This window comes from Bacillus sp. SIMBA_074 (assembly GCF_046534555.1).
GTDB classification, from domain to species: domain Bacteria; phylum Bacillota; class Bacilli; order Bacillales; family Bacillaceae_G; genus Bacillus_A; species Bacillus_A mycoides.
In genome coordinates this window covers 132,813-156,028 of sequence record NZ_JAWRYM010000012.1, presented here as the reverse complement: position 1 = coordinate 156,028, position 23,216 = coordinate 132,813, and the positions used below count along the sequence as shown (strand labels likewise).

24 protein-coding genes are annotated in these 23,216 nt (G+C 35.5%); 21 read left to right on the top strand and 3 right to left on the bottom strand.

Annotated elements, in window-relative coordinates; all coding sequences use genetic code 11:
• Positions 1 to 14: 14 nt before the first annotated feature.
• Both dnaN and dnaA read right to left on the bottom strand, forming a co-directional pair.
• On the bottom strand, positions 15 to 1,160 hold the full coding sequence (dnaN, locus tag SB773_RS15540; RefSeq protein ID WP_044438326.1) for a DNA polymerase III subunit beta: 1,146 nt from the start codon (positions 1,158 to 1,160) through the stop codon (positions 15 to 17).
• 182 nt (positions 1,161 to 1,342) lie between these two features.
• The gene (gene dnaA / locus SB773_RS15535) at positions 1,343 to 2,683 is read right to left on the bottom strand and encodes a chromosomal replication initiator protein DnaA (RefSeq protein ID WP_002016481.1); all 1,341 of its coding nucleotides are present in this window, start codon (positions 2,681 to 2,683) and stop codon (positions 1,343 to 1,345) included.
• Positions 2,684 to 3,246: 563 nt separating this feature from the next.
• On the opposite strand from dnaA, the gene rpmH reads away from it, so the two are divergent.
• The 10 genes from rpmH to spo0J all read left to right on the top strand — a co-directional run bounded on the left by rpmH (position 3,247) and on the right by spo0J (position 12,303).
• Positions 3,247 to 3,381 carry a 50S ribosomal protein L34 gene (gene rpmH / locus SB773_RS15530; protein ID WP_000831901.1) on the top strand — a complete coding sequence of 45 codons (135 nt, stop codon included), beginning with the start codon at positions 3,247 to 3,249 and terminating at the stop codon, positions 3,379 to 3,381.
• A gap of 76 nt (positions 3,382 to 3,457) precedes the next feature.
• A complete protein-coding gene (rnpA, locus tag SB773_RS15525) occupies positions 3,458 to 3,805 on the top strand; it encodes a ribonuclease P protein component (protein ID WP_002089963.1) in 348 nt (115 codons plus the stop codon).
• 52 nt (positions 3,806 to 3,857) lie between these two features.
• The gene (spoIIIJ, locus tag SB773_RS15520; RefSeq protein WP_002089960.1) at positions 3,858 to 4,625 is read left to right on the top strand and encodes a YidC family membrane integrase SpoIIIJ; all 768 of its coding nucleotides are present in this window, start codon (positions 3,858 to 3,860) and stop codon (positions 4,623 to 4,625) included.
• Positions 4,622 to 5,239: an RNA-binding cell elongation regulator Jag/EloR gene (gene jag, locus SB773_RS15515; RefSeq protein WP_002166368.1), complete on the top strand. Its 618-nt coding sequence runs from the start codon at positions 4,622 to 4,624 to the stop codon at positions 5,237 to 5,239. Before spoIIIJ ends, jag begins: the two co-directional genes overlap by 4 nt.
• A gap of 227 nt (positions 5,240 to 5,466) precedes the next feature.
• Positions 5,467 to 6,843, top strand: coding sequence for a tRNA uridine-5-carboxymethylaminomethyl(34) synthesis GTPase MnmE (gene mnmE / locus SB773_RS15510; RefSeq protein ID WP_002034990.1), 1,377 nt, complete (start codon positions 5,467 to 5,469; stop codon positions 6,841 to 6,843).
• Between the two features lie 58 nt (positions 6,844 to 6,901).
• Positions 6,902 to 8,791 (top strand): tRNA uridine-5-carboxymethylaminomethyl(34) synthesis enzyme MnmG, encoded by a 1,890-nt coding sequence (gene mnmG / locus SB773_RS15505; RefSeq protein WP_044438329.1) that lies wholly within the window; start codon positions 6,902 to 6,904, stop codon positions 8,789 to 8,791.
• Between the two features lie 22 nt (positions 8,792 to 8,813).
• The gene (rsmG, locus tag SB773_RS15500; protein WP_002089956.1) at positions 8,814 to 9,533 is read left to right on the top strand and encodes a 16S rRNA (guanine(527)-N(7))-methyltransferase RsmG; all 720 of its coding nucleotides are present in this window, start codon (positions 8,814 to 8,816) and stop codon (positions 9,531 to 9,533) included.
• A 105-nt stretch (positions 9,534 to 9,638) separates the two neighbouring features.
• The gene (noc, locus tag SB773_RS15495) at positions 9,639 to 10,511 is read left to right on the top strand and encodes a nucleoid occlusion protein (RefSeq protein WP_002016471.1); all 873 of its coding nucleotides are present in this window, start codon (positions 9,639 to 9,641) and stop codon (positions 10,509 to 10,511) included.
• Between the two features lie 186 nt (positions 10,512 to 10,697).
• Entirely contained in the window at positions 10,698 to 11,459 is a 762-nt protein-coding gene (gene soj, locus SB773_RS15490; RefSeq protein ID WP_002016469.1) for a sporulation initiation inhibitor protein Soj, read from the top strand.
• Positions 11,452 to 12,303 (top strand): stage 0 sporulation protein Spo0J, encoded by an 852-nt coding sequence (spo0J, locus tag SB773_RS15485; protein WP_171902578.1) that lies wholly within the window; start codon positions 11,452 to 11,454, stop codon positions 12,301 to 12,303. The genes soj and spo0J overlap by 8 nt, the downstream gene beginning before the upstream one ends.
• Before the next feature lie 20 nt (positions 12,304 to 12,323).
• Here the strand turns inward: spo0J and yyaC are convergent, their stop codons facing one another.
• A complete protein-coding gene (gene yyaC, locus SB773_RS15480; RefSeq protein ID WP_410590754.1) occupies positions 12,324 to 12,920 on the bottom strand; it encodes a spore protease YyaC in 597 nt (198 codons plus the stop codon).
• A gap of 260 nt (positions 12,921 to 13,180) precedes the next feature.
• Between yyaC and SB773_RS15475 the strand changes: the two genes are divergently transcribed.
• From SB773_RS15475 to SB773_RS15425, 11 genes are all read left to right on the top strand, one after another.
• The gene (locus tag SB773_RS15475; protein ID WP_002089952.1) at positions 13,181 to 14,038 is read left to right on the top strand and encodes a mechanosensitive ion channel family protein; all 858 of its coding nucleotides are present in this window, start codon (positions 13,181 to 13,183) and stop codon (positions 14,036 to 14,038) included.
• 20 nt (positions 14,039 to 14,058) lie between these two features.
• A complete protein-coding gene (locus tag SB773_RS15470) occupies positions 14,059 to 14,256 on the top strand; it encodes a DUF951 domain-containing protein (protein WP_000436054.1) in 198 nt (65 codons plus the stop codon).
• Between the two features lie 115 nt (positions 14,257 to 14,371).
• On the top strand, positions 14,372 to 15,472 hold the full coding sequence (ychF, locus tag SB773_RS15465) for a redox-regulated ATPase YchF (protein WP_002130188.1): 1,101 nt from the start codon (positions 14,372 to 14,374) through the stop codon (positions 15,470 to 15,472).
• A gap of 191 nt (positions 15,473 to 15,663) precedes the next feature.
• Positions 15,664 to 15,954: a 30S ribosomal protein S6 gene (gene rpsF, locus SB773_RS15460; RefSeq protein WP_001233782.1), complete on the top strand. Its 291-nt coding sequence runs from the start codon at positions 15,664 to 15,666 to the stop codon at positions 15,952 to 15,954.
• A gap of 26 nt (positions 15,955 to 15,980) precedes the next feature.
• Positions 15,981 to 16,502, top strand: coding sequence for a single-stranded DNA-binding protein (gene ssb / locus SB773_RS15455; RefSeq protein ID WP_000981963.1), 522 nt, complete (start codon positions 15,981 to 15,983; stop codon positions 16,500 to 16,502).
• 44 nt (positions 16,503 to 16,546) lie between these two features.
• Entirely contained in the window at positions 16,547 to 16,780 is a 234-nt protein-coding gene (gene rpsR, locus SB773_RS15450; protein WP_000918874.1) for a 30S ribosomal protein S18, read from the top strand.
• 81 nt (positions 16,781 to 16,861) lie between these two features.
• On the top strand, positions 16,862 to 17,797 hold the full coding sequence (locus SB773_RS15445) for a YybS family protein (protein ID WP_410590749.1): 936 nt from the start codon (positions 16,862 to 16,864) through the stop codon (positions 17,795 to 17,797).
• 78 nt (positions 17,798 to 17,875) lie between these two features.
• Positions 17,876 to 19,849 (top strand): DHH family phosphoesterase, encoded by a 1,974-nt coding sequence (locus tag SB773_RS15440; protein ID WP_410590747.1) that lies wholly within the window; start codon positions 17,876 to 17,878, stop codon positions 19,847 to 19,849.
• Positions 19,846 to 20,292, top strand: a complete 447-nt coding sequence (rplI, locus tag SB773_RS15435) for a 50S ribosomal protein L9 (RefSeq protein WP_002130186.1) — start codon at positions 19,846 to 19,848, stop codon at positions 20,290 to 20,292. The genes SB773_RS15440 and rplI overlap by 4 nt, the downstream gene beginning before the upstream one ends.
• 27 nt (positions 20,293 to 20,319) lie before the next feature.
• Positions 20,320 to 21,669, top strand: a complete 1,350-nt coding sequence (dnaB, locus tag SB773_RS15430) for a replicative DNA helicase (protein ID WP_001286241.1) — start codon at positions 20,320 to 20,322, stop codon at positions 21,667 to 21,669.
• A gap of 216 nt (positions 21,670 to 21,885) precedes the next feature.
• Entirely contained in the window at positions 21,886 to 23,175 is a 1,290-nt protein-coding gene (locus tag SB773_RS15425) for an adenylosuccinate synthase (protein ID WP_002034994.1), read from the top strand.
• The last annotated feature ends 41 nt before the right edge of the window (positions 23,176 to 23,216 follow it).

Sequence of the window (23,216 nt, the reverse complement as noted above, 5' to 3'; positions counted from 1 at the left end):
CCCTTAATCCTTACTTAGTAAGTACGGACTGGTAAAATTAATTGGATAATGGAATTATCATTTACTGTGCGAATTAAAAACGGTCTCATCGCTCCAGTAAAACTAACTTTAATTTCTGTACTGTCTAAAGCCTTTAATGCGTCCATCATATATTTTGCACTAAAAGATATTTTTAATTCTTCGCCATCTACATTTTCACATTGAACCTCTTCTACTACTTTTCCGATTTCTGGTGCATTCGAAGAAATCTCTAACATCTGTTGTTCTAATGTCGATAATTTAACAACGTTGTTACGACCATCTCTTGCTAACAGCGACGCACGATCAATCGCTTGTAAAAATTCTTTTGTATTTACAAATATATCAGTTTTACTTTCAGCTGGAATTAAACGCGTTGTATCTGGATAATTTCCTTCTAATAATCTTGAGAAGAATAATAAATGTTTTGTACGGAATAATACTTGATACTCCGTAATAACGATATCTACCATTTCTTCAGATTCATCTAGAATTTTACTTAATTCACTTAAGCTCTTACCAGGAATAACGACATTCGCTTGAAATTCATCGGCAATATTATACCCTTCGATTTTTGCTTTACGAAGTGCTAGTCTGTGACTATCTGTTGCAATACAAGTTAGCTCGCTGTTATATACCTTCCAGTTTACACCTGTCAAGATCGGTCTTGTTTCAGAACTTGAAACTGCAAATACTGTTTGACGAATCATGTGCTTTAGTAAATCTGTTGGAATCTTAAATACATGATGTTCTTCGATTTGTGGTAATAACGGATATTCAGCAGCATCTAAACCATTTAAGTTGAACTCTGATTTTCCAGATTTTATTTTTGTCATAAAATGATTTTCCACAGAAATTTCGACAGTTTCTTTAGGTAATTTTTTTACGATCTCACTAAAATATTTTGCTTGTAAAATAATACTTCCTGCTTGTTCAATTTCCACAATTTCTTTTCCAGCATCTTCGACTGGGATAAATGATTCGATAGAGATGTCTGCATCACTACCTGTTAAAGTAACTCCTTCTTCAGTTGCTACAACTTTAATCCCTGTAAGAATTGGAATTGTTGTACGAGAAGAAACTGCCTTCATTACATCTTGTACACTTCTTACAAGATAGTCTTTTTGTATTGTAAAACGCATAACGAAAAACCTCCGGTAAGTATAAGATTTTATTTATTTAATAAAGATATAAAAGTAGTAGTAATAGTACTAGGGCTTGTGGATATGTGGATAACCCTGTTTAAAGATGTAAAAACAGTCTATCTACATGTGGATAGACTGTGCGTAAAATAAGCTAAGTTATTCACACTATTCAGCTACTACTATTTTAAAATATCCTTAACTTCTTCAACGTGTTTTTGTAATTGAGTATCCGTTTTTAATAGCTTCGAAATTTTTTCGTGAGCATGGATTACTGTTGTATGATCGCGGCCACCAAATTCTTCACCTATTTTTGGCAAAGATGAGTCCGTAAGTTCACGTGATAAATACATCGCAATTTGGCGAGGGAATGCAACGGATTTTGTCCGTTTTTTTGCTTTGAAATCTTCTAATTTTACTTGATAGACGCCCCCAACAGCCTTTTGAATATCAGAAATAGAAATAATTCTAGGTATAGAGTTTGGAATAATATTTTTAAGCGCTTCAGCCGCTAAATCAGCATTCATATCTTTATTAATTAAAGATGAATAAGCTACAACTCGAATAAGTGCACCCTCTAGTTCACGAATATTTGAATCGATTTGATTTGCGATATAAAGCATAACTTCATTTGGTATATCAAGACCTTCTGCTTTTGCTTTTTTACGTAAAATTGCGATTCTAGTTTCTAAATCTGGTGGCGTAATGTCCGTAATTAACCCCCATTCAAAGCGAGAACGAAGGCGATCTTCTAAAGTTGGGATTTCTTTTGGTGGTCTATCGCTTGAAATCACAATTTGTTTACTTTCTTCATGTAACGCATTAAATGTATGGAAAAACTCTTCCTGTGTTTGTTCTTTTCCAGCAAGAAATTGAATATCATCTATCAATAAGACATCTACATTACGATATTTATTACGAAAATCGACAGCTTTATTATCACGAATTGAATTAATAAATTCATTTGTAAATTTTTCAGATGATAAATATACAACTTTTGCATTTGGGTTGTGTTCAATTACATAATGCCCAATTGCGTGCATTAAATGTGTTTTTCCAAGTCCAACGCCCCCGTAAATAAAGAGCGGATTATAGGCTTTAGCTGGTGCTTCAGCTACAGCTAAAGAAGCAGCATGTGCAAAACGATTACCAGAGCCAATAACAAATGTATCAAATGTATATTTTGGGTTTAACATACTCTGTGGTAAGTGATTAGACTCATCATGTGCGTGTTTTTGCTTAACAGAAGGGAGATCTATATCCTCTTCTGCCTGACTTTGGGGAATGATAAAACGAATAGCTAGTTTTGCCCCTGTTAAATCATAAAGTGTTTCGGAGATTAGTTCCGAATAATGAGATTCTAGCCAGTCACGAGCGAATTCATTTGGAGCTGTAATAGTTAATACATCTTTTTTTAAGTTATGAGCAGTTGTTGATTTTAACCAGGTTTCATAACTTGGCTTGCTTACCTTTTTTTCTAATTCTTTTAAGGCACTATTCCATAAATCAGAGATATTTTCCAAAGGTGTCCCTCCTTTACAAAGATGGTAAAAGAATAAGGTTGTGCAACAATTGTACAACCTGTAAATACTTCTAATGCATATTTATACGAAACGTATTTTAAAATATAAAAACGTCGTTAGTATCCGAGATAGAGTTTTCGACAAAATAACACATGTGGACAACTATTTACTCACATGTGATTTAAACTATCCACATGTTATACACAAATTGTGGATAAAATAAAGGTGTGGAAAACTTATTCAAAGTGAAAACACAACTATAATATCAAAAAAAAGCAGCTATAGCAATGAATTTAAGAAAGTTATCCACAAAATCAATACCTTGTGGAATAAACTTGTCCACAATACGATATACTGTGTAAAAGTAAAAAAAGAGTTTGTGGATACAAAAAAGAGAAAATATATTTATCCACAAGGAAATATAGGTACTGTGAAAAAGTTTGTGAATAGGTTAAAAATGAATATTTGATGAAAATTTCGAGAACCATTGACATTTTCCTATTTGATTTACTATAATTTATTAGACTGTCTTTAACAGATATTCCTCAGGGAGGTGTCATATAATGAAAAGAACTTACCAACCAAATAAACGTAAGCGCAGCAAAGTACATGGTTTCCGCAGCCGTATGAGCACAGCAAACGGACGTAAAGTGCTAGCAGCTCGTCGTCGTAAAGGAAGAAAAGTATTATCTGCGTAGACCACTGATCGTTCAGTGGTCTTTTTTTCTAATAATAATGAGTTTCCGCTGATGAAATACAGGAGTGTCAAATGATATGAAGAAAAAAAATCGTATAAAAAAGAATGATGAATTCCAGGCTGTTTTCCAAAAAGGACAATCGAATGCCAATCGCCAGTTTGTTGTATACAAATTAGATAAAGAAAAACAGCCGCATTTTCGCATTGGTCTTTCTGTTAGTAAGAAAATAGGAAATGCAGTAGTGCGTAATCGAATTAAGCGTATGATTCGCCAATCGATTATAGAATTAAAAGATGAGATAGATTCTGGAAAAGATTTTGTTATAATAGCAAGGAAGCCTTGTGCAGAGATGACATATGAAGAGTTAAAGAAAAGCTTAATTCATGTCTTTAAACGCTCTGGTATGAAAAGAATAAAAAAGTAGCGTAAGGAAATGAATTACACTATATACATACCGAAACAAGGAGGAGCAGGCTTTGAAAAAGAAAATAGGTTTATTAGCCATGGTTATTATGCTAATGGCAATTGCTACCGGCTGTAGTGAAACAAATCAACCGATTACACCGAAAAGCACTGGGATTTGGAATGAATATTTCGTATACCCGCTTTCTCAGTTAATCACGTATTTTGCAGAATTATTTGGTAGTAATTACGGTTTAGCAATCGTTGTTACAACTCTTATCATTCGTTTTGCATTATTACCATTAATGATTAAACAAACGAAGAGTACGAAAGCAATGCAGGCGTTACAACCAGAAATGGTGAAATTAAAAGAGAAATATAGTTCTAAAGATCAAGCAACACAGCAAAAACTACAACAAGAAATGATGCAGTTATATCAAAAGAATGGTGTAAACCCATTAGCAGGATGTTTACCAATATTTGTTCAGATGCCTATTTTATTCGCGTTTTATCATGCGATTATGAGAACAACAGCAATTAGTGAACATACATTTTTATGGTTCGATTTAGGACAGGCGGATCCGTTCTATATCCTTCCAATTGTTGCAGCTATTACGACGTTTATTCAGCAAAAGCTTGCAATGGCAGGAACGGCTGGACAAAATCCGCAAATGGCAATGATGATTTGGCTTATGCCAATTATGATTTTAGTCTTTGCAATTAACTTCCCAGCAGCACTATCATTGTACTGGGTAGTTGGTAATATCTTTGGTATCGCTCAAATGTATATGATCAAAGGGCCTGAAATTAAGGCTAGTAAGGCAGGAGGATCAAGCAAGTGAGTATGATTACTGCTAAAGGACAAACAGTCGAGCTGGCAGTACAAGATGCTTTAAGACAATTAAATGCTTCGAAAGATCGAGTAGATATAAATATTATCGATGAGGGTAAGAGGGGGTTCCTGGGTTTATTTGGTAATCGCCCCGCTGTTGTAGAAGTTGTATTGAAAAAAGATCCAATCCAAGAATGTGAAGAATATTTAAAAAATGTTATTCAAAATATGGGTGTGGAAGTTGAGATTAGAAAAATTGTAAAAGGACGCGAAGTTGAATTTACAATTTCTGGTGAAAATATTGGTGTTTTAATTGGTAAAAGAGGGAATACGTTGAATTCTTTACAATATTTAACAAAACTTGTTGCGAACCGTAATACAAAGCAATATATTGGTATTACACTGGATGCTGAAAACTATCGTAGTAAAAGAAAAAATACGTTAGAATCTCTTTCCTATCGATTAGCAAAACAAGTAGTGAGTACGAAAAAAAGAGTTGTTCTAGAACCAATGCCTTCTTTCGAACGAAAAATTATTCACCAAGCATTATCTAATCATCAAAATATCATTACAACTTCTGAAGGAAAAGAACCACATCGGTATGTTGTAATATCTTCCAAGTGACCGGTTACTCAATTGAGTGCCGGTTTTTTTGAGGAGAAAATAAATGTGGATAACTAAAAAACACTAAACTTATCCACTGTGAATAAGTTTAGTGTTTTTTACATAAGGACATAATAAAATGAGTTATTATTCTTTTGTAGATAGGTTCGTTATGGTATCCTAATAATTTAGTGACGGAAAAAATTCATGTTGAAATAGAGATAAATAAGCAAGTGAGGTGAAAGGACATGGAATTTGATACAATTGCCGCAATTTCCACAGCACTTGGGGAAGGTGCAATTGCCATTGTTCGAGTAAGTGGGGATGATGCGATTGAGAAAGTCGATCGTATTTTTAAAGGGAAGGATTTAACACAGGTTTCTTCTCATACAATTCATTATGGTCATATTGTCGATTTAGATACAAATCAAGTTATTGAAGAAGTTATGGTGTCCATTATGCGTGCACCAAGGACTTTTACGCGTGAAAATATAGTAGAAATTAACTGTCATGGTGGACTTGTTTCGGTAAATAAAGTATTACAGCTTATTTTAGCGCAAGGAGTACGACTGGCAGAGCCTGGTGAATTTACAAAACGTGCTTTTTTAAATGGACGTATTGATTTGTCACAAGCAGAAGCTGTTATGGACTTAATCCGTGCGAAAACAGATCGTGCTATGAATGTAGCGATTAACCAAATGGAAGGACGATTATCTAAATTAATCGGCCATCTGCGTCAAGAAATATTAGAAACATTAGCTCATATTGAGGTGAATATAGATTACCCAGAATATGATGATGTAGAAGAGATGACGCATAATATTTTAATTGAGAAAGCTACACATGTCCGTGCTGAAATTGCAAAGATATTAGAAACATCGAAGCAAGGAAAGATTTTACGTGAAGGTATTTCTACCGCGATTATCGGTAGACCTAACGTTGGGAAATCATCGCTATTGAATAGTCTTGTTCAGGAGAAAAAGGCAATTGTAACTGATATTGCAGGAACAACTCGTGATGTTATTGAAGAGTACGTTAATGTGCGTGGTGTACCACTTAAACTTATAGATACAGCCGGAATTCGTGAAACGGAAGATATTGTTGAACGAATTGGTGTAGAGCGTTCGAAGGAAATGATGAGCCAAGCAGACTTAGTGTTAATTGTAGTGAATTATAGCGAGGCTTTAACAAATGAAGATGAGGATCTATTCCGTGCCGTACAAGGAAAAGATTTCATTGTTATTGTAAATAAGACAGATTTACCGCAAGAAATTGATATGGAACGTGTTACAGATTTAGCGGTAGGCAATCGTGTTATTACAACATCTTTAATTGAGGAGCAAGGAATAGATGAGCTTGAAAAGGCAATAGCTGATTTATTCTTTGAAGGAACAATTGATTCTGCGGATATGACATACGTGTCTAATGCGAGACATATCGGATTATTAACACAAGCAGGAAGAACAATTAACGATGCAATTGAAGCGATAGAAAATGGTGTTCCGATTGATATGGTTCAAATTGATTTAACAAGAGCTTGGGAAATACTTGGTGAAATTACTGGTGATACTGTCCATGAAAGCTTAATTGACCAATTGTTCTCTCAATTTTGTTTAGGAAAATAAAGTAAAACTTTAATCAGAGATGATTTAGTAAGATAGAGGTTATTAGGAGGAATAAACAATGGGATACAATGCCGGTTTATATGATGTCATAGTAATCGGTGCAGGTCATGCAGGATGTGAAGCTGGTCTTGCGGCAGCACGAATGGGCTCAAAAACATTAATGTTAACAATTAACTTAGATATGGTAGCGTTCATGCCATGTAACCCTTCTGTTGGTGGACCAGCAAAAGGGATTGTTGTTCGTGAAATTGATGCATTAGGCGGAGAAATGGGACGCAATATTGATAAAACACATATTCAAATGCGTATGTTAAATACGGGTAAAGGACCAGCTGTACGCGCGCTTCGTGCACAAGCTGATAAATTCTCTTACCAGCATGAATTAAAGAAAACAATTGAAGAAACACCAAACTTAACGTTGTTTCAAGGTCTGGTAGAGCGTTTAATTGTTGAAGATGGTGTATGTAAAGGGGTAATTACGCAAGCTGGTGCTGAATACACAGCGAAAACAGTTGTAATTACAACGGGAACATTTTTACGTGGTGAGATTATTATGGGAGATTTAAAATATTCAAGTGGTCCAAATAATCAGCAACCATCTATTACATTATCTGAACACTTAGAGGAACTTGGTTTTGATCTTGTTAGATTTAAAACAGGTACACCTCCGCGTGTAAACAGTAATACGATTGATTATAGTAAAACAGAAATTCAACCAGGTGATGATAAGCCACGTGCTTTCTCTTTTGAAACGACAAAATTTATTATGGATCAAATTCCATGTTGGTTAACGTATACAAGTACAGAAACACATCGCTTAATAGATGAAAACTTACATCGCTCAGCTATGTATTCTGGTATGATTAAAGGAACAGGGCCTAGATATTGCCCTTCAATTGAAGACAAGGTAGTAAGATTTAATGATAAACCACGTCATCAAATTTTCTTAGAGCCAGAAGGACGTAATACACAAGAAGTATATGTACAAGGCTTATCGACGAGCTTACCAGAAGATGTACAGCGTGCAATGCTTAGAACAATTCCTGGCCTGGAAAATGTTGAAATGATGCGTACGGGTTATGCAATTGAATATGATGCGATCGTACCAACTCAACTATGGCCAACACTTGAAACGAAAAAAATTAAAAATTTATATACAGCAGGACAAATTAATGGAACTTCTGGTTACGAAGAAGCGGCAGGACAAGGGCTTATGGCTGGAATTAATGCAGCATGTCGTTCTTTAGGTAAAAAAGAAGTTATTTTAGGTCGCGCTGATGCATATATTGGTGTTTTAATTGATGACCTTGTAACAAAAGGCACAAATGAACCATACCGTTTATTAACGTCTCGTGCAGAATATCGTTTATTATTACGCCATGATAATGCAGATCTTCGTCTAACTGAGGTTGGGCGTGAAATTGGTTTAATTAAAGAAGATCGTTATGAGAGATTTACAAATAAAAAACTACAAATTGAACAGGAAAAGGAACGATTAGAGAGTATTTTTATTAAACCGCGTCCTGAAGTTCAAGAATTAATTCGTAGTATTGGCGGAAGTGAATTGAAAGATGGAATACGTGCAAGTGACTTATTACGTCGTCCAGAAGTGACATATGAGCATATTCATCTTTTAGTACCAAGTGAAGTAGCATTAAGTGATGAAATTACGGAACAAGTTGAAATTCAGACCAAGTACGAAGGATACATTGAAAAATCTTTACAGCAAGTAGAACGTATGAAGAAAATGGAAAGCAAAAAAATTCCTGTGGATATTGATTATGATGCGATTTCTAGCCTTGCCTCAGAAGCGAGACAGAAATTGAAAGATGTTCGTCCGCTTTCAATGGGGCAAGCTTCACGTATTTCTGGCGTAAATCCAGCTGATGTTTCCATTTTACTTATTTACATTGAACAAGGAAAAATTGCACGAGTATCGAACCAATAACATAGTAAGGGGATATTGCTAGATGAACATAGAACAATTTCAATCTATGCTAGAAGAGAAGGGTATTTCCCTCTCTTCTAGACAGTTAGAGCAGTTCGAAATCTATTTTGAAACATTAGTAGAGTGGAATGAAAAAATGAACTTAACGGCTATTACGGAGAAAGAAGAAGTATACTTAAAACACTTTTTTGATTCTGTTACAGCGGCTTTTTATTATGATTTTTCGAAACCATTTTCTATTTGTGATGTTGGAGCAGGAGCTGGATTCCCAAGTATCCCTTTAAAAATCTGTTTCCCGCACTTAAAAGTAACAATTGTAGATTCATTACAAAAACGTATTAATTTCTTAAATCACTTAGCGCAAAAGTTAGAATTAAGTGATGTTGCATTTTGTCATGATCGTGCTGAAACATTTGGAAAAAAAGAAGGTGTACGTGAAGCATACGATATTGTAATGGCACGTGCAGTTGCACGTCTTTCTGTATTAAGTGAGCTATGTTTACCACTTGTAAAAGTAGGGGGAACATTCATTGCAATGAAAGGCGCAGCGGCTAACGAAGAAATCGAAAATGGCAAATATGCTTTAGAGGTACTTGGCGGAGAATTGAAAGAAATGTCTACGTTCCAATTACCGTTTGAAGAAAGTGAGCGTAATATTTTATTAATCGAGAAAAAGCGCAAGACACCAAAGAAATATCCACGCAAACCGGGAACGCCCAATAAATTACCTATTGAAAAATAAATCTTATTAGACGTAAGATTAAATTATATAAATGAAAACGTAAATGTTTCATAGGAAACATTTTATGTAGAACAGTCAATAGGCCTAAAAGGTGGTGGAATATGTATGAAAAATACGTTTTCTCGTTTATTTGGCTTTGGAGATAAAGAGAGCGAATTCGAATTACAAGACGAAAGCCATGAAGAAATAGCTAAAAAGGTATATGAAGAAATACAGGAAATTCCGATAGTAAACATTACCCCTAACCGTTATCAACCACGAACAGTTTTTGATGATGCACGTATTGAGGAGCTAGCATTAACGATTCGTACACATGGGCTTATCCAGCCGATTGTTGTGAGACAGTATGAGGATGATAAGTACGAGATTATTGCCGGGGAAAGGCGTTTCCGCGCAGCAACAAAGTTAGGGTGGGAAAAAGTTCCTGCAATAATAAAGAATTTAAATGATACTGAGACAGCTTCTGTAGCGTTAATTGAAAATTTGCAACGTGAGGAATTAACAGCAATTGAGGAAGCTGTGGCATATCAAAAGCTGATTGAGTTACATAATTTAACACAAGAAGCATTGGCACAACGACTTGGAAAAGGACAATCGACAGTCGCAAATAAATTGCGATTATTAAAATTGCCTGAAGAAATCAAAAGTGCATTATTAGAAAAAAGTATTACAGAACGGCATGCTCGCGCCCTTATTCCTTTGAAAAATGAGGAATTACAACTGAAGGTTTTACAAGAGATTGTGGAGAAGCAATTGAATGTAAAGCAAACAGAAGAACGAATTGCAAAGTTACTAGAAGAAGTAAAACCAAAGCGCAAAGCGAAGCAAAAAGCAGTAAGTCGAGATGCGAGAATTGCTATGAACACGATTAGACAATCATTACAAATGGTTGCTAATAGTGGTTTGAATGTTAATTCTGCGGAAGAAGAGTTTGATGAATACTATCAAATTACGATTAAAATTCCGAAGAAAAAATAATTACGTGCTAGAGACCTTATCCTATTGGAGAGGTCTCTTTTACTATATTTTCTTGTTAAAGCAAGAAGGAGTTTAGAAATAAATTTTGAAGTTTAATAAGGACGTAAAAGAAAAACTTTTATTTCATGTTACAATAAACGTAATTGTTTCTAGAATAAGAAAGAAAGGTTGAAAGTAGGTGACATCATGGGAAAAATCATTGCTATTGCTAATCAAAAAGGCGGTGTTGGAAAAACAACAACATCCGTTAATTTAGGGGCTGGATTGGCACAAGTAGGAAAAAAAGTCCTTCTCGTAGATATTGATGCTCAAGGAAATGCAACGACTGGTGTAGGGATTGAAAAGTCTGAATTAGATCAATGTATTTATAATGTTCTTGTAGAAGATGCAGATGTTCAAGGTGCCATACGGAAAACCGCAACTGAAAACTTAGATGTTCTACCCGCTACAATTCAATTGGCTGGTGCTGAAATTGAATTGGTACCAACCATTTCCCGGGAAGTACGCTTGCAAAGAGCGTTACAGCCAATTCGTGATGAATATGAGTATATTATTATTGACTGTCCCCCATCCTTAGGGTTATTAACGATTAATGCATTAACAGCAGCAGATTCTGTTATTATTCCTGTACAGTGTGAATATTACGCGCTGGAAGGGTTAAGTCAGCTATTAAATACAGTTCGACTTGTGCAAAAGCATTTAAATAAAAATTTAGCAATTCAAGGTGTATTGTTAACGATGTTGGATGCTCGTACAAATTTAGGAATTCAAGTTATAGATGAAGTGAAAAAATACTTTAGGGATAAAGTATATCGTTCGATTATTCCTCGTAATGTTCGCTTAAGTGAGGCACCAAGTCATGGAAAACCAATTATGCAGTATGACGCTAAATCAAGAGGAGCAGAAGTATATTTAGATTTAGCAGAGGAAGTGATTGCAGGTGGCTAAGGGATTAGGAAGAGGAATCAACGTGTTTTTTCCAGATTTAGATGTGAAAGAAGAAGAAACGATTCAGGAGATTATAGTAACTGAATTAAGGCCGAATCCATATCAACCACGTAAACATTTCAATAAAGAAGCGATTCAGGAATTAGCGGCTTCTATTAAAGAGCACGGTATATTGCAACCTTTAATTGCTCGAAAGAGTATTAAAGGATATGAAATAGTTGCAGGTGAAAGAAGATATCGTGCTGCTAAAGAGGCCGGACTTGAGAAAGTGCCTGCTGTCGTAAGGCAATTAAATGAGCAGCAAATGATGGAATTTGCTTTGCTTGAAAACTTACAACGAGAAGATTTAAATCCTATGGAAGAGGCAATGGCATATCAGATGTTAATGAACGAGCTAAATGTAACACAAGAACAATTAGCAAAACGTCTTGGTAAAAGCAGGCCTTATATCGCAAATTATACTCGTTTGTTAAGCCTCCCTTCATTCGTTCAAGATATGATTGCAAACGGTCAACTTTCAATGGCTCATGGAAGAACTTTACTTACAATAAAAGATGAAGAACAGTTGAAATCTTTATTGAAGCGAATTGAAAAAGAAGGACTGAATGTTCGCCAATTGGAACAAATTGTCCAGGAAATTAATCAACGTGTTTCACGTGAAACACAACAAGTGAAAAAAGAAAGAAATATATTTTTTGTAGAGCGTGAAACGTTTTTAAGAGAAAAGTTTGGTACGGATGTAAAAATTAAAGAGACGAAAAAAGAAAAAGGTAAAATCGAAATCGAATTTTTTAATAAAGAAGATTTAAATCGAATTTTAGAATTATTATCAAAGGGAAATTAAAAAGCAAACCATCTTATTGTTTATAGATGGTTTGCTTTTTTTAATGCAGATAATTTTTGATCGGTTTCTTTTATACTTTGTGCAATTACATCGGCCATCTTCATGACTAAACTTAGTCTTGTATTTTGAAGTACGAAAAACTCCATGAAACCATTTAAATTTACGATGCCATGAATATGCAAATCACCAATTTCAGGTAATTTCTTATTCATCGCAGCTCCAGGTTTACTGGGGCCCTTTCCGGTAGTTATAGAACCGATACTTTGAGATTTTCCTAAACATGCATCAACAGCAATAATAAATGAAGCAGGATTTTCTTTCTGTATATTCTGAATTTTCTCTTCTAGATTTAGTGCATGTATTGGTTCGTCTAGTGTGCCGAATACTTGAAGGTTTTTGATTTCAATTTGTTCTAGTTTAGTACCAACTAATGGACCAAGTGCATCACCGGTGGAACGGTCTGTTCCGATACAAACGAGAATGAGTGGTATATTAGTCTTAATGGGAATATAGGAAAGTAAGAAATTACTGATTGTCTCAGAGGCTTCTAAGTCATGATGCATAACATTTTGAGTTTCTTTTTCAAAAAAAGGTAAGCGAAAACTTCTAATATTCATGAAGCACCCATCCTTTTAATAAATTTTCACAATATGTTATATGGTGTGTGAAATGGAAAATTATAAGTGCATACTTTTTACAAACTGTGAATGAAAACGGAAATAATAGTACTAGTATATATATATTCGTTTCATTTTATACCTGAATGGAAGTTAACAAATGGAATTAAAGTCATAAATTTTTTTCAGAAATCAGAGAGAGTTCTGATACAATAAGAAGGATAACTAAAAAGAAATTTTAGCTAGAGAGGTAGAGGGACATGGATTTAGCGTTGAAATGGTTTGAGTCCATTGATTGGACGAATATAGGTGTGAAGTCACTAAAAATAATCGTTATTTTAATACTTGGTGCAATCGTTGTGCGAGTTGCAAGGGCAATTGTACGAAATGCGTTTCGTATGGGAAGCCGTTCGCCGATTCAAATTTCAGAACGTCGTACAGTTACGGTAGCGAAGTTGCTTGAAAATATTGTGGCATACGTTGTTATGTTCATTATGTTAATTGCGATTTTAGGTGTGTTTGATATTAATGCGTCAGGTTTATTAGCCGGTGCTGGGGTAATTGGTTTAGCAGTCGGTTTTGGTGCACAAAGTTTAGTTAAAGATGTTATTACAGGATTATTTATTCTGTTAGAGGATCAATTTTCAGTAGGTGATTATGTAAGAATAGGTCAATTTGAAGGAACTGTTTTGGAAATTGGACTACGTACAACGAAGATGAAAAGCTGGACAGGTGAAATTCATATAATACCAAATGGTAGTATTGTACAAGTAACGAACTTTTCCGTTAGTAATAGTGTAGCATTTGTTGATGTATCTATTTCTTATGAAAGTGATATAGTACGAGCGGAGCAAGTTATTGAAGATTTATTAGTAGAATTACCAGAAAAATATGAGAAAATGGTAACAACACCTCAATTGCTAGGTGTTCAAACATTGGCAGCGTCTGAAGTTGTATTACGTGTTATTGCTGAAGTTGAGCCGATGCAGCATGCAGTTATTGCGAGGGCTCTTCGCAAAGAGATTAAAAATCGTCTTGATTTACATGGAATTGAAATTCCATACCCACGTATGGTTTTATATAGTCGCGAAGAATTAGTTAGTGAAAAAGCAATTTAATAGTGGGAGGGATTTAGAGAATGGAGCAAAAGCAATATAACTTGTACGATGTTGTGGAAATGAAGAAAGCCCATCCATGTGGTGAAAATCGCTGGAAGATTATTCGTATGGGAATGGATATCCGCGTTAAGTGCGAGGGGTGTGACCATTCGGTAATGATTCCTCGAAGAGAGTTTGATCGCAAGGTGAAAAAAATACTTGTGAAGCACGAAGAATAGTGAAAAAGCAACAGCTGCAGTAGACAGCCGTTGCTTTTTTTCATTTGGTGGAAACTTGTCATTTTTTTCGTTACTATCTATAATGATGAAAGATTGAGACATAGGAGTGAAAAATATGGGATTAACGGCTGGGATTGTTGGATTACCTAACGTAGGTAAGTCCACTTTATTTAATGCAATTACACAAGCAGGAGCAGAATCTGCGAACTATCCATTCTGTACAATCGATCCAAACGTAGGGATTGTAGAAGTACCAGATGAGCGTTTAAATAAATTAACGGAATTAGTAGAACCGAAAAAAACTGTTCCGACTGTATTTGAATTTACTGATATTGCAGGTATCGTAAAAGGTGCGAGTAAAGGTGAAGGGTTAGGAAATAAATTCTTATCTCACATTCGTCAAGTAGATGCAATTTGCCAAGTTGTTCGTTGTTTTGAAGATGAAAATATTACGCACGTTTCAGGAAAAGTAGATCCAATTGATGACATTGAAACAATTAACTTAGAACTAATCTTAGCGGATTTGGAATCTGTTGATAAGCGTATCGAACGAGTTGCGAAGTTAGCAAGACAAAAAGATAAAGAAGCTGTATATGAGCATGAAATTTTAGTTCGTTTAAAAGAAGCTTTTGAAGAGGGAAAACCAGCTCGTACTGTTGAATTTACAGAAGAGCAAATGAAGATTGTTAAAGGCCTGCATTTACTTACAACGAAAGAAATGCTATATGTAGCAAACGTAAGTGAAGATGATATTATGGATCCTTCCGACAATAAATATGTACAAATGGTAAAAGAATTTGCAGCAAATGAAAATTCACAAGTAATTGTTGTATGTGCAAAAATAGAATCAGAAATTGCTGAGTTAGATGAGGAAGAGAAGAAAGTATTCCTTGAAGAACTAGGTATTGAAGAATCTGGTTTAGATCAATTAATTCGTGCTGCATATGACTTATTAGGACTTGCTACTTACTTCACAGCTGGTGTGCAAGAAGTACGTGCATGGACGTTTAAACAAGGTATGAAAGCACCACAATGTGCTGGTGTTATTCATACGGACTTTGAACGTGGATTTATTCGTGCGGAAACAGTTTCTTATACTGATTTAATGACAAATGGCTCTATGACAGCTGCAAAAGAAGCTGGTAAAGTACGTTTAGAAGGAAAAGAGTATATCGTAAAAGACGGAGATGTTATGCACTTCCGCTTTAACGTTTAATTTAATATTTCCTAGGAAAAATAAAGATATGAACTTGGCAAATATATTATGTGTTTGCCAAGTTTTTTACGTATTGGTGAGTTGATTCATATAACTTACTATGATATAATCTAAACTCGTGAGTAATTACTATAAATTAATTGCTCCTTGCCCATTATGGGCCGTTTAGACCAAAAGGAGGTGAAAGTGTAATGAGAAAGTACGAAATTATGTACATCATTCGTCCTGGCGTTGAAGAAGAAGCTCAAAAAGCTTTAGTTGAACGTTTCGCAGGTGTTTTAACAAACAATGGTGCAGAAATCATTAACACAAAAGAGTGGGGTAAGCGTCGTTTAGCTTACGAAATCAACGACTTACGTGAAGGTTTCTACATGATCTTAAACGTGAACTCTAACTCAGAGGCGATTAACGAATTCGACCGTTTAGCTAAGATCAACGAAGATATCCTTCGTCATATCGTTGTTAAAGAAGAAGAAAAATAATTGATATATAAGGGAGAGTGGTTCGATTGATGAATCGTGTTATCCTCGTTGGTCGTTTAACTAAGGACCCTGACTTACGTTACACGCCCAATGGTGTTGCAGTAGCTACTTTTACGTTAGCTGTGAATCGCGCATTTGCGAATCAACAAGGTGAGCGTGAAGCTGACTTTATTAATTGTGTAATATGGCGTAAACAAGCAGAAAACGTGGCAAATTATTTGAAAAAAGGTAGCTTAGCAGGCGTAGACGGACGTCTTCAAACTCGTAATTACGATGGACAAGATGGTAAACGTGTATATGTAACAGAAGTTCTTGCGGAGAGCGTACAATTTTTAGAGCCGCGTAATGGCGGTGGGGAGCAACGTGGTTCATTCAATCAGCAACCATCAGGAGCTGGTTTCGGTAACCAAAGCTCTAACCCATTTGGTCAATCTAGTAATTCAGGTAACCAAGGTAATCAAGGTAACTCTGGATTTACGAAGAATGACGATCCATTTTCGAATGTTGGTCAACCGATTGACATTTCGGACGACGATTTACCATTTTAATGGTGTGAATCGGCTATTTTTAACAAAGAATGGAGGGAATAGACATGGCAGGACGCAAAGGTGGACGTGCGAAGCGTCGTAAGGTGTGTTTCTTTACATCTAACGGCATCACTCGCATTGACTATAAAGATGTTGATTTATTAAAACGTTTCGTTTCTGAGCGCGGTAAAATTTTACCTCGTCGTGTAACAGGAACAAGCGCGAAATACCAACGCAAACTTACAGTTGCAATTAAACGTGCTCGTCAAATGGCACTTTTACCATATGTTGGTGAATAATAGCGTATGAAATGCACAGTAGAGTCGGACTCTACTGTGCATTTTGCTATGCTTTTCTTTTTTTGAAAGAGAGGTTAGATGATGAAGAATACGAAATTTATTACTGAGGGTGCAGCACTGTTAGCGATATATGCAATGTTATTGCTTATATCTATGTATGTTCCAATTTTAGGTACAGTTGTAACGTTTGCGTTGCCATTGCCATTTATATTGCTAACGATAAGATATAGATTATCTAACGCCTTTATAGTTTTTACTGCGGCGCTTTTTATTACTGTTATTGTCAGTCAGCCGATGAACCTAGTAAAGACAACTATGTTTGGATTGATAGGTATCGTTTTAGGATATATGTATAAAAAACGAAAAAAGCCGGTAGAAACTTTAATGGCGGGGACGCTTGCGTACTTAATTGGTATTATGCTCATTTATGTTGCGAGTATAAAGTTTTTTAACATAGATTTAATGAAGCAAATGCAAAATATGTTTAATGAAAGTATGGCGCAAAGTGAAAAGATAGTTACTGCTGCGGGTATGCCTATTAGTAAAGAGCAAAAAGAATTATTTGCACAATTTAATGATGTGTTACAAACGTTATTCCCAAGTTTGCTTGTAATGGTTTCTGTATGTTTTTCTTGGATTACAGTTTTGATATCAGGTAGTGTTTTGAGAAAACTAAAGCATGACGTTATACCTTGGCCTAAATTTAAAGATATACAATTACCAAAGAGTATTGTTTGGTATTACGTTATATTTATTTTGCTATCAACTTTTATAAAAGTAGAACCGACATCATATTTACATATGGTATTTTCTAATTTATATGTCATATTTGCTTTACTACTAGTACTGCAAGGTCTGACATTTATCGCTTTTATAGCGCATAGCAAAGGTTTTACGAAAGGTGTTCCTATTATTAGTTTTATTGTCTGCATGTTTATTCCGATGATGTTTCCTCTTGTAACAATCTTAGGTATAATTGATTTAGGGATTTCATTGCGTTCTAAAATAGGGGAATAAAATAATATTCCTTACACTATTTTAATTTGTTTAACTAACTGGAAAGTGAGTTAGTTTTACTTTATAGGAGTTGTATACATGCCTGAATTTTATAAGAAACAGTGGTTTTTATATCCTGTTTACGTATTGGCATTTTTTGTATTCGTGCTAATTTCACTCCTCTGTTACTTTCATTTAATTATGGGGATATCAGCCTTTTTTATCTTTTGTATTGTACTTTTTTTCGTTATACGATTCGAACTTACTTTTCAAAGGAATTTTGAAAAACATACGACAGATATGATTACAAGGGTAAAGAAAGTAAGTAATGAAGCATTTAACCAAATGCCAATTGGTATTTTGTTATACAATAAGGATTATGGGATTGATTGGGCGAATCCTTATTTATCATCATGTTTGGGACAGCATGCATTAGCTGGTTGGCACCTTTACGATGTATCAGAATCATTACTCCTTTTTATTAAGGGGGAAACTTCTGACGATATAGTTTCTTTAAATAATCGAAAGTTTCGTGTTTTTGTAAGGAAAGAAGAAAAGCTAATTTATTTCTTTGATGTAACGGAACAAACAGAAATTGAAAAGATGTATGAAGATCAACGCACTGTTTTAGCTGTTATTTATTTAGATAACTATGATGAAGTTACACAAGGATTAGATGACCAATTACGTACGAATATAACAAGTCTTGTGACGTCACGTCTAAATGAATGGGCCGTTAAGTATGGTGCATATTTGAAACGTGCATCTTCAGAAAGATTCTTCGTTGTACTAAATGAAAGTATTTTAGCGCAAATGGAGAAAGGGAAATTTAGTATTTTGGATCAAGTGCGTGAAGAAACATCAAAAAGGAATATACCACTTACATTAAGTGTTGGTGTTGGCTCAGGTGATTTACCTTTATCAGAACTTGGAGCGATGGCTCAATCTGGTTTAGACCTTGCATTAGGACGAGGAGGAGACCAAGTAGCTATTAAACAAGCAACGGGTAAAGTTAAGTTTTACGGTGGTAAGACGAATCCGGTTGAAAAGCGTACTCGTGTACGTGCTAGGGTTATTTCGCATGCATTAAAGGATTTAGTATTAGAAAGCAGTAATGTCATTATAATGGGGCATAGAGCTCCTGATATGGATGCGATTGGTGCAGCGATTGGTATTTTAAAGGTAGCTCAATTAAATGAGCGCAAAGGATATATTGTATTAGATGAAAATGATTCTGATAAAGGAATCAAACGTTTGATGGATAAAGTGAAACAAAATGAAGAGTTATGGTCACATTTTATTACACCAGGGCAAGCGATGGAATTTGCAAATGATGATTCATTACTTGTTGTTGTTGACACGCATAAACCTTCAATGGTGATGGAGGAAAAACTGTTACACAAGATTGAAAATGTAGTAGTTATTGACCATCATCGCCGCGGGGAAGATTTCATTGAAGATCCATTACTTGTTTATATGGAGCCATACGCTTCTTCAACGGCAGAGCTTGTTACAGAATTACTTGAGTATCAACCGAAAAATTTAAAGATGACAATGTTAGAAGCAACGGCATTGTTAGCTGGTATTATTGTTGATACGAAAAGTTTTACATTCCGTACAGGCGCTCGTACATTTGATGCCGCTTCTTATTTACGCTCGCATGGCGCAGACACTGTACTTGTACAAGAACTTTTAAAAGAAGATATGGATCAGTATTTACGAGTTGCAAAAGCCATTAAAAATGCGTACATTTATAAAAATGGAATTGCGATTGCTAAAGTTGATGGTGATGAATATTATGACCAAGTACTTATTGCACAATCAGCAGACACATTATTGACAATGACAGGTATCATTGCATCGTTTGTTATTGCAAAACGTGGAGAAAATTTCATTGGAATTAGTGGTAGATCTTTAGGTGAATTGAATGTACAGCTAATTATGGAGAATTTAGGAGGTGGCGGGCACTTAACAAATGCAGCCACACAAATGAAAAATGTTACAGTAAATGAAGCGGAGGAGAAGCTTCGATTTGTTATTGATGACTATTTACAGGGAGGCACACAATCATGAAAGTAATTTTTCTAAAAGACGTAAAAGGTAAAGGTAAAAAAGGAGAAATAAAAAACGTACCAGACGGTTATGCAAATAATTTCTTACTAAAACAGGGGTTAGCTGCCGAAGCGACAAACAGCAGTATGAAAACTTTAGATGCTCAAAAGCGCAAAGAGGAAAAAGATGCAGCAGCAGAAGTTGAGAATGCAAAAGAGCTGAAAGAAACATTAGAGAAATTAACTGTAGAAGTAAAGGCGAAATCTGGAGAAGGTGGCCGCTTATTTGGTTCTATCACGAGTAAACAAATTGTAGATGTAATGCAAAAGTCACACAAGATTAAACTTGATAAACGTAAATTTGAAATGGATGATGCAATCCGTGCATTAGGTTATACAAACGTCAATGTGAAATTGCATCCGCAAGTAACAGCAACAGTAAAAGTTCATGTTAGTGAACAATAAAAATAAATTAAGCAAGGAGGATTGCGCATGAGTGATGTAATGGCTGATCGTACCCCTCCGCATAATATAGAAGCTGAGCAGGCAGTCTTAGGTGCCATATTAATTGATCAGGATGCGTTAACGTCAGCATCGGAACTATTGGTACCTGACTCGTTTTATCGAACGAAACATCAAAAGATTTTTGAAGTCATGCTTGGGTTGTCTGATAAGGGAGAACCAATCGACTTAGTAATAATGACATCAGCGATGGCTGATCAAGGATTACTAGAAGAAGTTGGTGGGGTTTCTTATCTAGCAGAGTTAGCAGAAGTTGTTCCAACAGCTGCTAACGTAGAATATTATGCACGCATCATCGCTGAAAAGGCACTTTTACGTCGTTTAATTCGAACGGCGACTCATATTGTATCGGATGGATACGAGCGAGAAGATGATGTGGATGGCCTTTTAAATGAGGCTGAGAAAAAAATATTAGAAGTATCTCACCAAACAAATGCAAAAGCATTCCAAAACATTAAAGATGTTCTTGTAGATGCTTATGATAAAATTGAACTTTTGCATAATCAAAAGGGTGAAGTTACCGGGATACCAACTGGATTTACTGAATTAGATAAGATGACCGCAGGTTTTCAGCGAAATGATTTAATCATCGTGGCGGCGCGTCCATCGGTAGGAAAAACTGCATTTTCACTAAATATCGCACAAAACGTAGCGACGAAAACTGATGAAAATGTAGCGATTTTTAGTTTAGAGATGGGCTCTGATCAGCTTGTTATGCGTATGCTTTGTGCAGAAGGAAATATTGATGCACAAAGACTTCGTACCGGTTCATTAACTTCTGATGATTGGGCGAAATTAACAATGGCGATGGGTAGCCTTTCTAATGCTGGTATATATATTGATGATACACCAGGGATTAAAGTAAATGAGATTCGAGCAAAATGTCGTAGATTAAAGCAAGAGCAAGGTCTTGGGATGGTTTTGATTGACTATTTACAGCTTATTCAAGGAAGTGGGAAATCAGGAGAAAACCGTCAGCAGGAAGTATCTGAGATTTCTCGTACATTAAAAGGGATTGCACGTGAATTACAAGTACCTGTTATCGCCTTGTCGCAGTTATCTCGTGGTGTAGAATCCCGTCAAGATAAACGTCCGATGATGTCTGACATTCGTGAATCAGGAAGTATTGAGCAGGATGCTGACATTGTAGCCTTCCTATATCGTGAAGATTACTATGACCGAGAAACGGAAAATAAAAATACGATTGAAATTATCATTGCAAAACAACGTAATGGTCCGGTAGGTTCAGTAGAGCTTGCGTTTGTTAAGGAATTTAATAAATTCGTCAACTTAGAACGGCGCTTTGAGGATGGGGCATAAAGGCAGTATAAAAAAGAAACACATTTCTTATAATAAGATGTGTTTCTTTTTTTTATATAGGAAAGATAGGGCTTTCATAATGTGAAAATATAATTCTTACGAACGAAAATGAATTTTAATAAAAAAATGTTCGCTTTTTGGTTGACTTCTTTTTCGGTTTTGGTACAATTATATTGTTTGAATAGATCGTTTGAAAATCGCGGAGGTGCTTTAATAATGTCTTCAGTAGTAGTTGTAGGAACACAATGGGGCGACGAAGGAAAAGGTAAAATCACTGATTTTCTTTCTGAGCATGCGGAAGTAGTTGCAAGATATCAAGGTGGAAATAACGCGGGACATACAATTGTTTTCGGCGGAGTTAAATATAAATTACACTTAATTCCATCTGGTATTTTCTATAAAGAGAAAATTTGTGTAATCGGAAATGGCTTAGTAGTAGATCCGAAAGCATTACTTGAAGAGTTGAAATACTTACACGATCGTGGTGTAAGTACTGATAATTTACGTGTAAGTAACCGTGCGCACGTTATTTTACCTTATCACTTAAAACAAGATGAATTAGAAGAAGCGAGTAAAGGTGATAACAAGATTGGTACAACGAAAAAAGGTATCGGTCCTGCATATATGGATAAAGCTGCTCGTATTGGTATCCGTATGGCTGATCTTTTAGACCGTGAAGCATTTAAAGAGAAGCTTGAGCGTAATTTAGTGGAGAAAAATCGTTTGTTTGAAAAAATGTACGATACAGAAGGTTTCAGCGTAGAAGAAATCTTTGAAGAGTACTTCGAATACGGACAACAAATCGCACATTACGTATGCGATACATCTGTCGTATTAAATGATGCACTAGATAACAATAATCGTGTATTATTTGAAGGTGCACAAGGTGTTATGCTTGATATCGACCACGGTACGTACCCGTTCGTTACATCTTCTAACCCAATTGCTGGTGGTGTAACAGTTGGAACTGGAGTTGGTCCTGCGAAAGTTACTCGCGTTGTAGGTGTATGTAAAGCATATACAAGCCGTGTTGGTGATGGTCCATTCCCTACTGAACTTAATGATGAAATCGGTCACCAAATTCGTGAAGTTGGTCGTGAATACGGAACAACAACGGGTCGTCCACGCCGTGTAGGTTGGTTCGATAGCGTTGTTGTAAGACATGCACGTCGTGTTAGTGGTTTAACAGATTTATCATTAAACTCTATCGATGTATTAACAGGTATTCCAACTGTTAAAATTTGTGTTGCTTACAAATGCAATGGCGAAGTTATCGATGAAGTTCCAGCTAACTTAAACATTTTAGCGAAATGTGAGCCTGTATATGAAGAGCTTCCAGGTTGGACAGAAGATGTTACTGCTGTGAAATCATTGGATGAGCTTCCTGAAAATGCAAGAAAATACGTAGAGCGTGTTTCTGAATTAACAGGAATCCAATTATCTATGTTCTCGGTTGGACCAGATCGTAATCAAACAAATATCGTTCGTAACGTATACGAAGCTTAATTGATATAAAAAATTGATTTTTTTAAGAAAAAACTCATATT

Bases quoted from the DNA above. Each gene is read 5' to 3' on its own strand.
- rpmH (WP_000831901.1), top strand. From the start codon at position 3,247: ATGAAAAGAACTTACCAACCAAATAAACGTAAGCGCAGCAAAGTACAT.
- dnaN (WP_044438326.1), bottom strand. From the start codon at position 1,160: ATGCGTTTTACAATACAAAAAGACTATCTTGTAAGAAGTGTACAAGAT.
- dnaB (WP_001286241.1), top strand. From the start codon at position 20,320: ATGAGTGATGTAATGGCTGATCGTACCCCTCCGCATAATATAGAAGCT.
- SB773_RS15470 (WP_000436054.1), top strand. From the start codon at position 14,059: ATGGAGCAAAAGCAATATAACTTGTACGATGTTGTGGAAATGAAGAAA.
- mnmG (WP_044438329.1), top strand. From the start codon at position 6,902: ATGGGATACAATGCCGGTTTATATGATGTCATAGTAATCGGTGCAGGT.
- ychF (WP_002130188.1), top strand. From the start codon at position 14,372: ATGGGATTAACGGCTGGGATTGTTGGATTACCTAACGTAGGTAAGTCC.
- rplI (WP_002130186.1), top strand. From the start codon at position 19,846: ATGAAAGTAATTTTTCTAAAAGACGTAAAAGGTAAAGGTAAAAAAGGA.
- SB773_RS15425 (WP_002034994.1), top strand. From the start codon at position 21,886: ATGTCTTCAGTAGTAGTTGTAGGAACACAATGGGGCGACGAAGGAAAA.
- mnmE (WP_002034990.1), top strand. From the start codon at position 5,467: ATGGAATTTGATACAATTGCCGCAATTTCCACAGCACTTGGGGAAGGT.
- noc (WP_002016471.1), top strand. From the start codon at position 9,639: ATGAAAAATACGTTTTCTCGTTTATTTGGCTTTGGAGATAAAGAGAGC.
- rpsR (WP_000918874.1), top strand. From the start codon at position 16,547: ATGGCAGGACGCAAAGGTGGACGTGCGAAGCGTCGTAAGGTGTGTTTC.
- rsmG (WP_002089956.1), top strand. From the start codon at position 8,814: ATGAACATAGAACAATTTCAATCTATGCTAGAAGAGAAGGGTATTTCC.
- soj (WP_002016469.1), top strand. From the start codon at position 10,698: ATGGGAAAAATCATTGCTATTGCTAATCAAAAAGGCGGTGTTGGAAAA.
- SB773_RS15445 (WP_410590749.1), top strand. From the start codon at position 16,862: ATGAAGAATACGAAATTTATTACTGAGGGTGCAGCACTGTTAGCGATA.
- yyaC (WP_410590754.1), bottom strand. From the start codon at position 12,920: ATGAATATTAGAAGTTTTCGCTTACCTTTTTTTGAAAAAGAAACTCAA.
- rnpA (WP_002089963.1), top strand. From the start codon at position 3,458: ATGAAGAAAAAAAATCGTATAAAAAAGAATGATGAATTCCAGGCTGTT.
- SB773_RS15475 (WP_002089952.1), top strand. From the start codon at position 13,181: ATGGATTTAGCGTTGAAATGGTTTGAGTCCATTGATTGGACGAATATA.
- SB773_RS15440 (WP_410590747.1), top strand. From the start codon at position 17,876: ATGCCTGAATTTTATAAGAAACAGTGGTTTTTATATCCTGTTTACGTA.
- rpsF (WP_001233782.1), top strand. From the start codon at position 15,664: ATGAGAAAGTACGAAATTATGTACATCATTCGTCCTGGCGTTGAAGAA.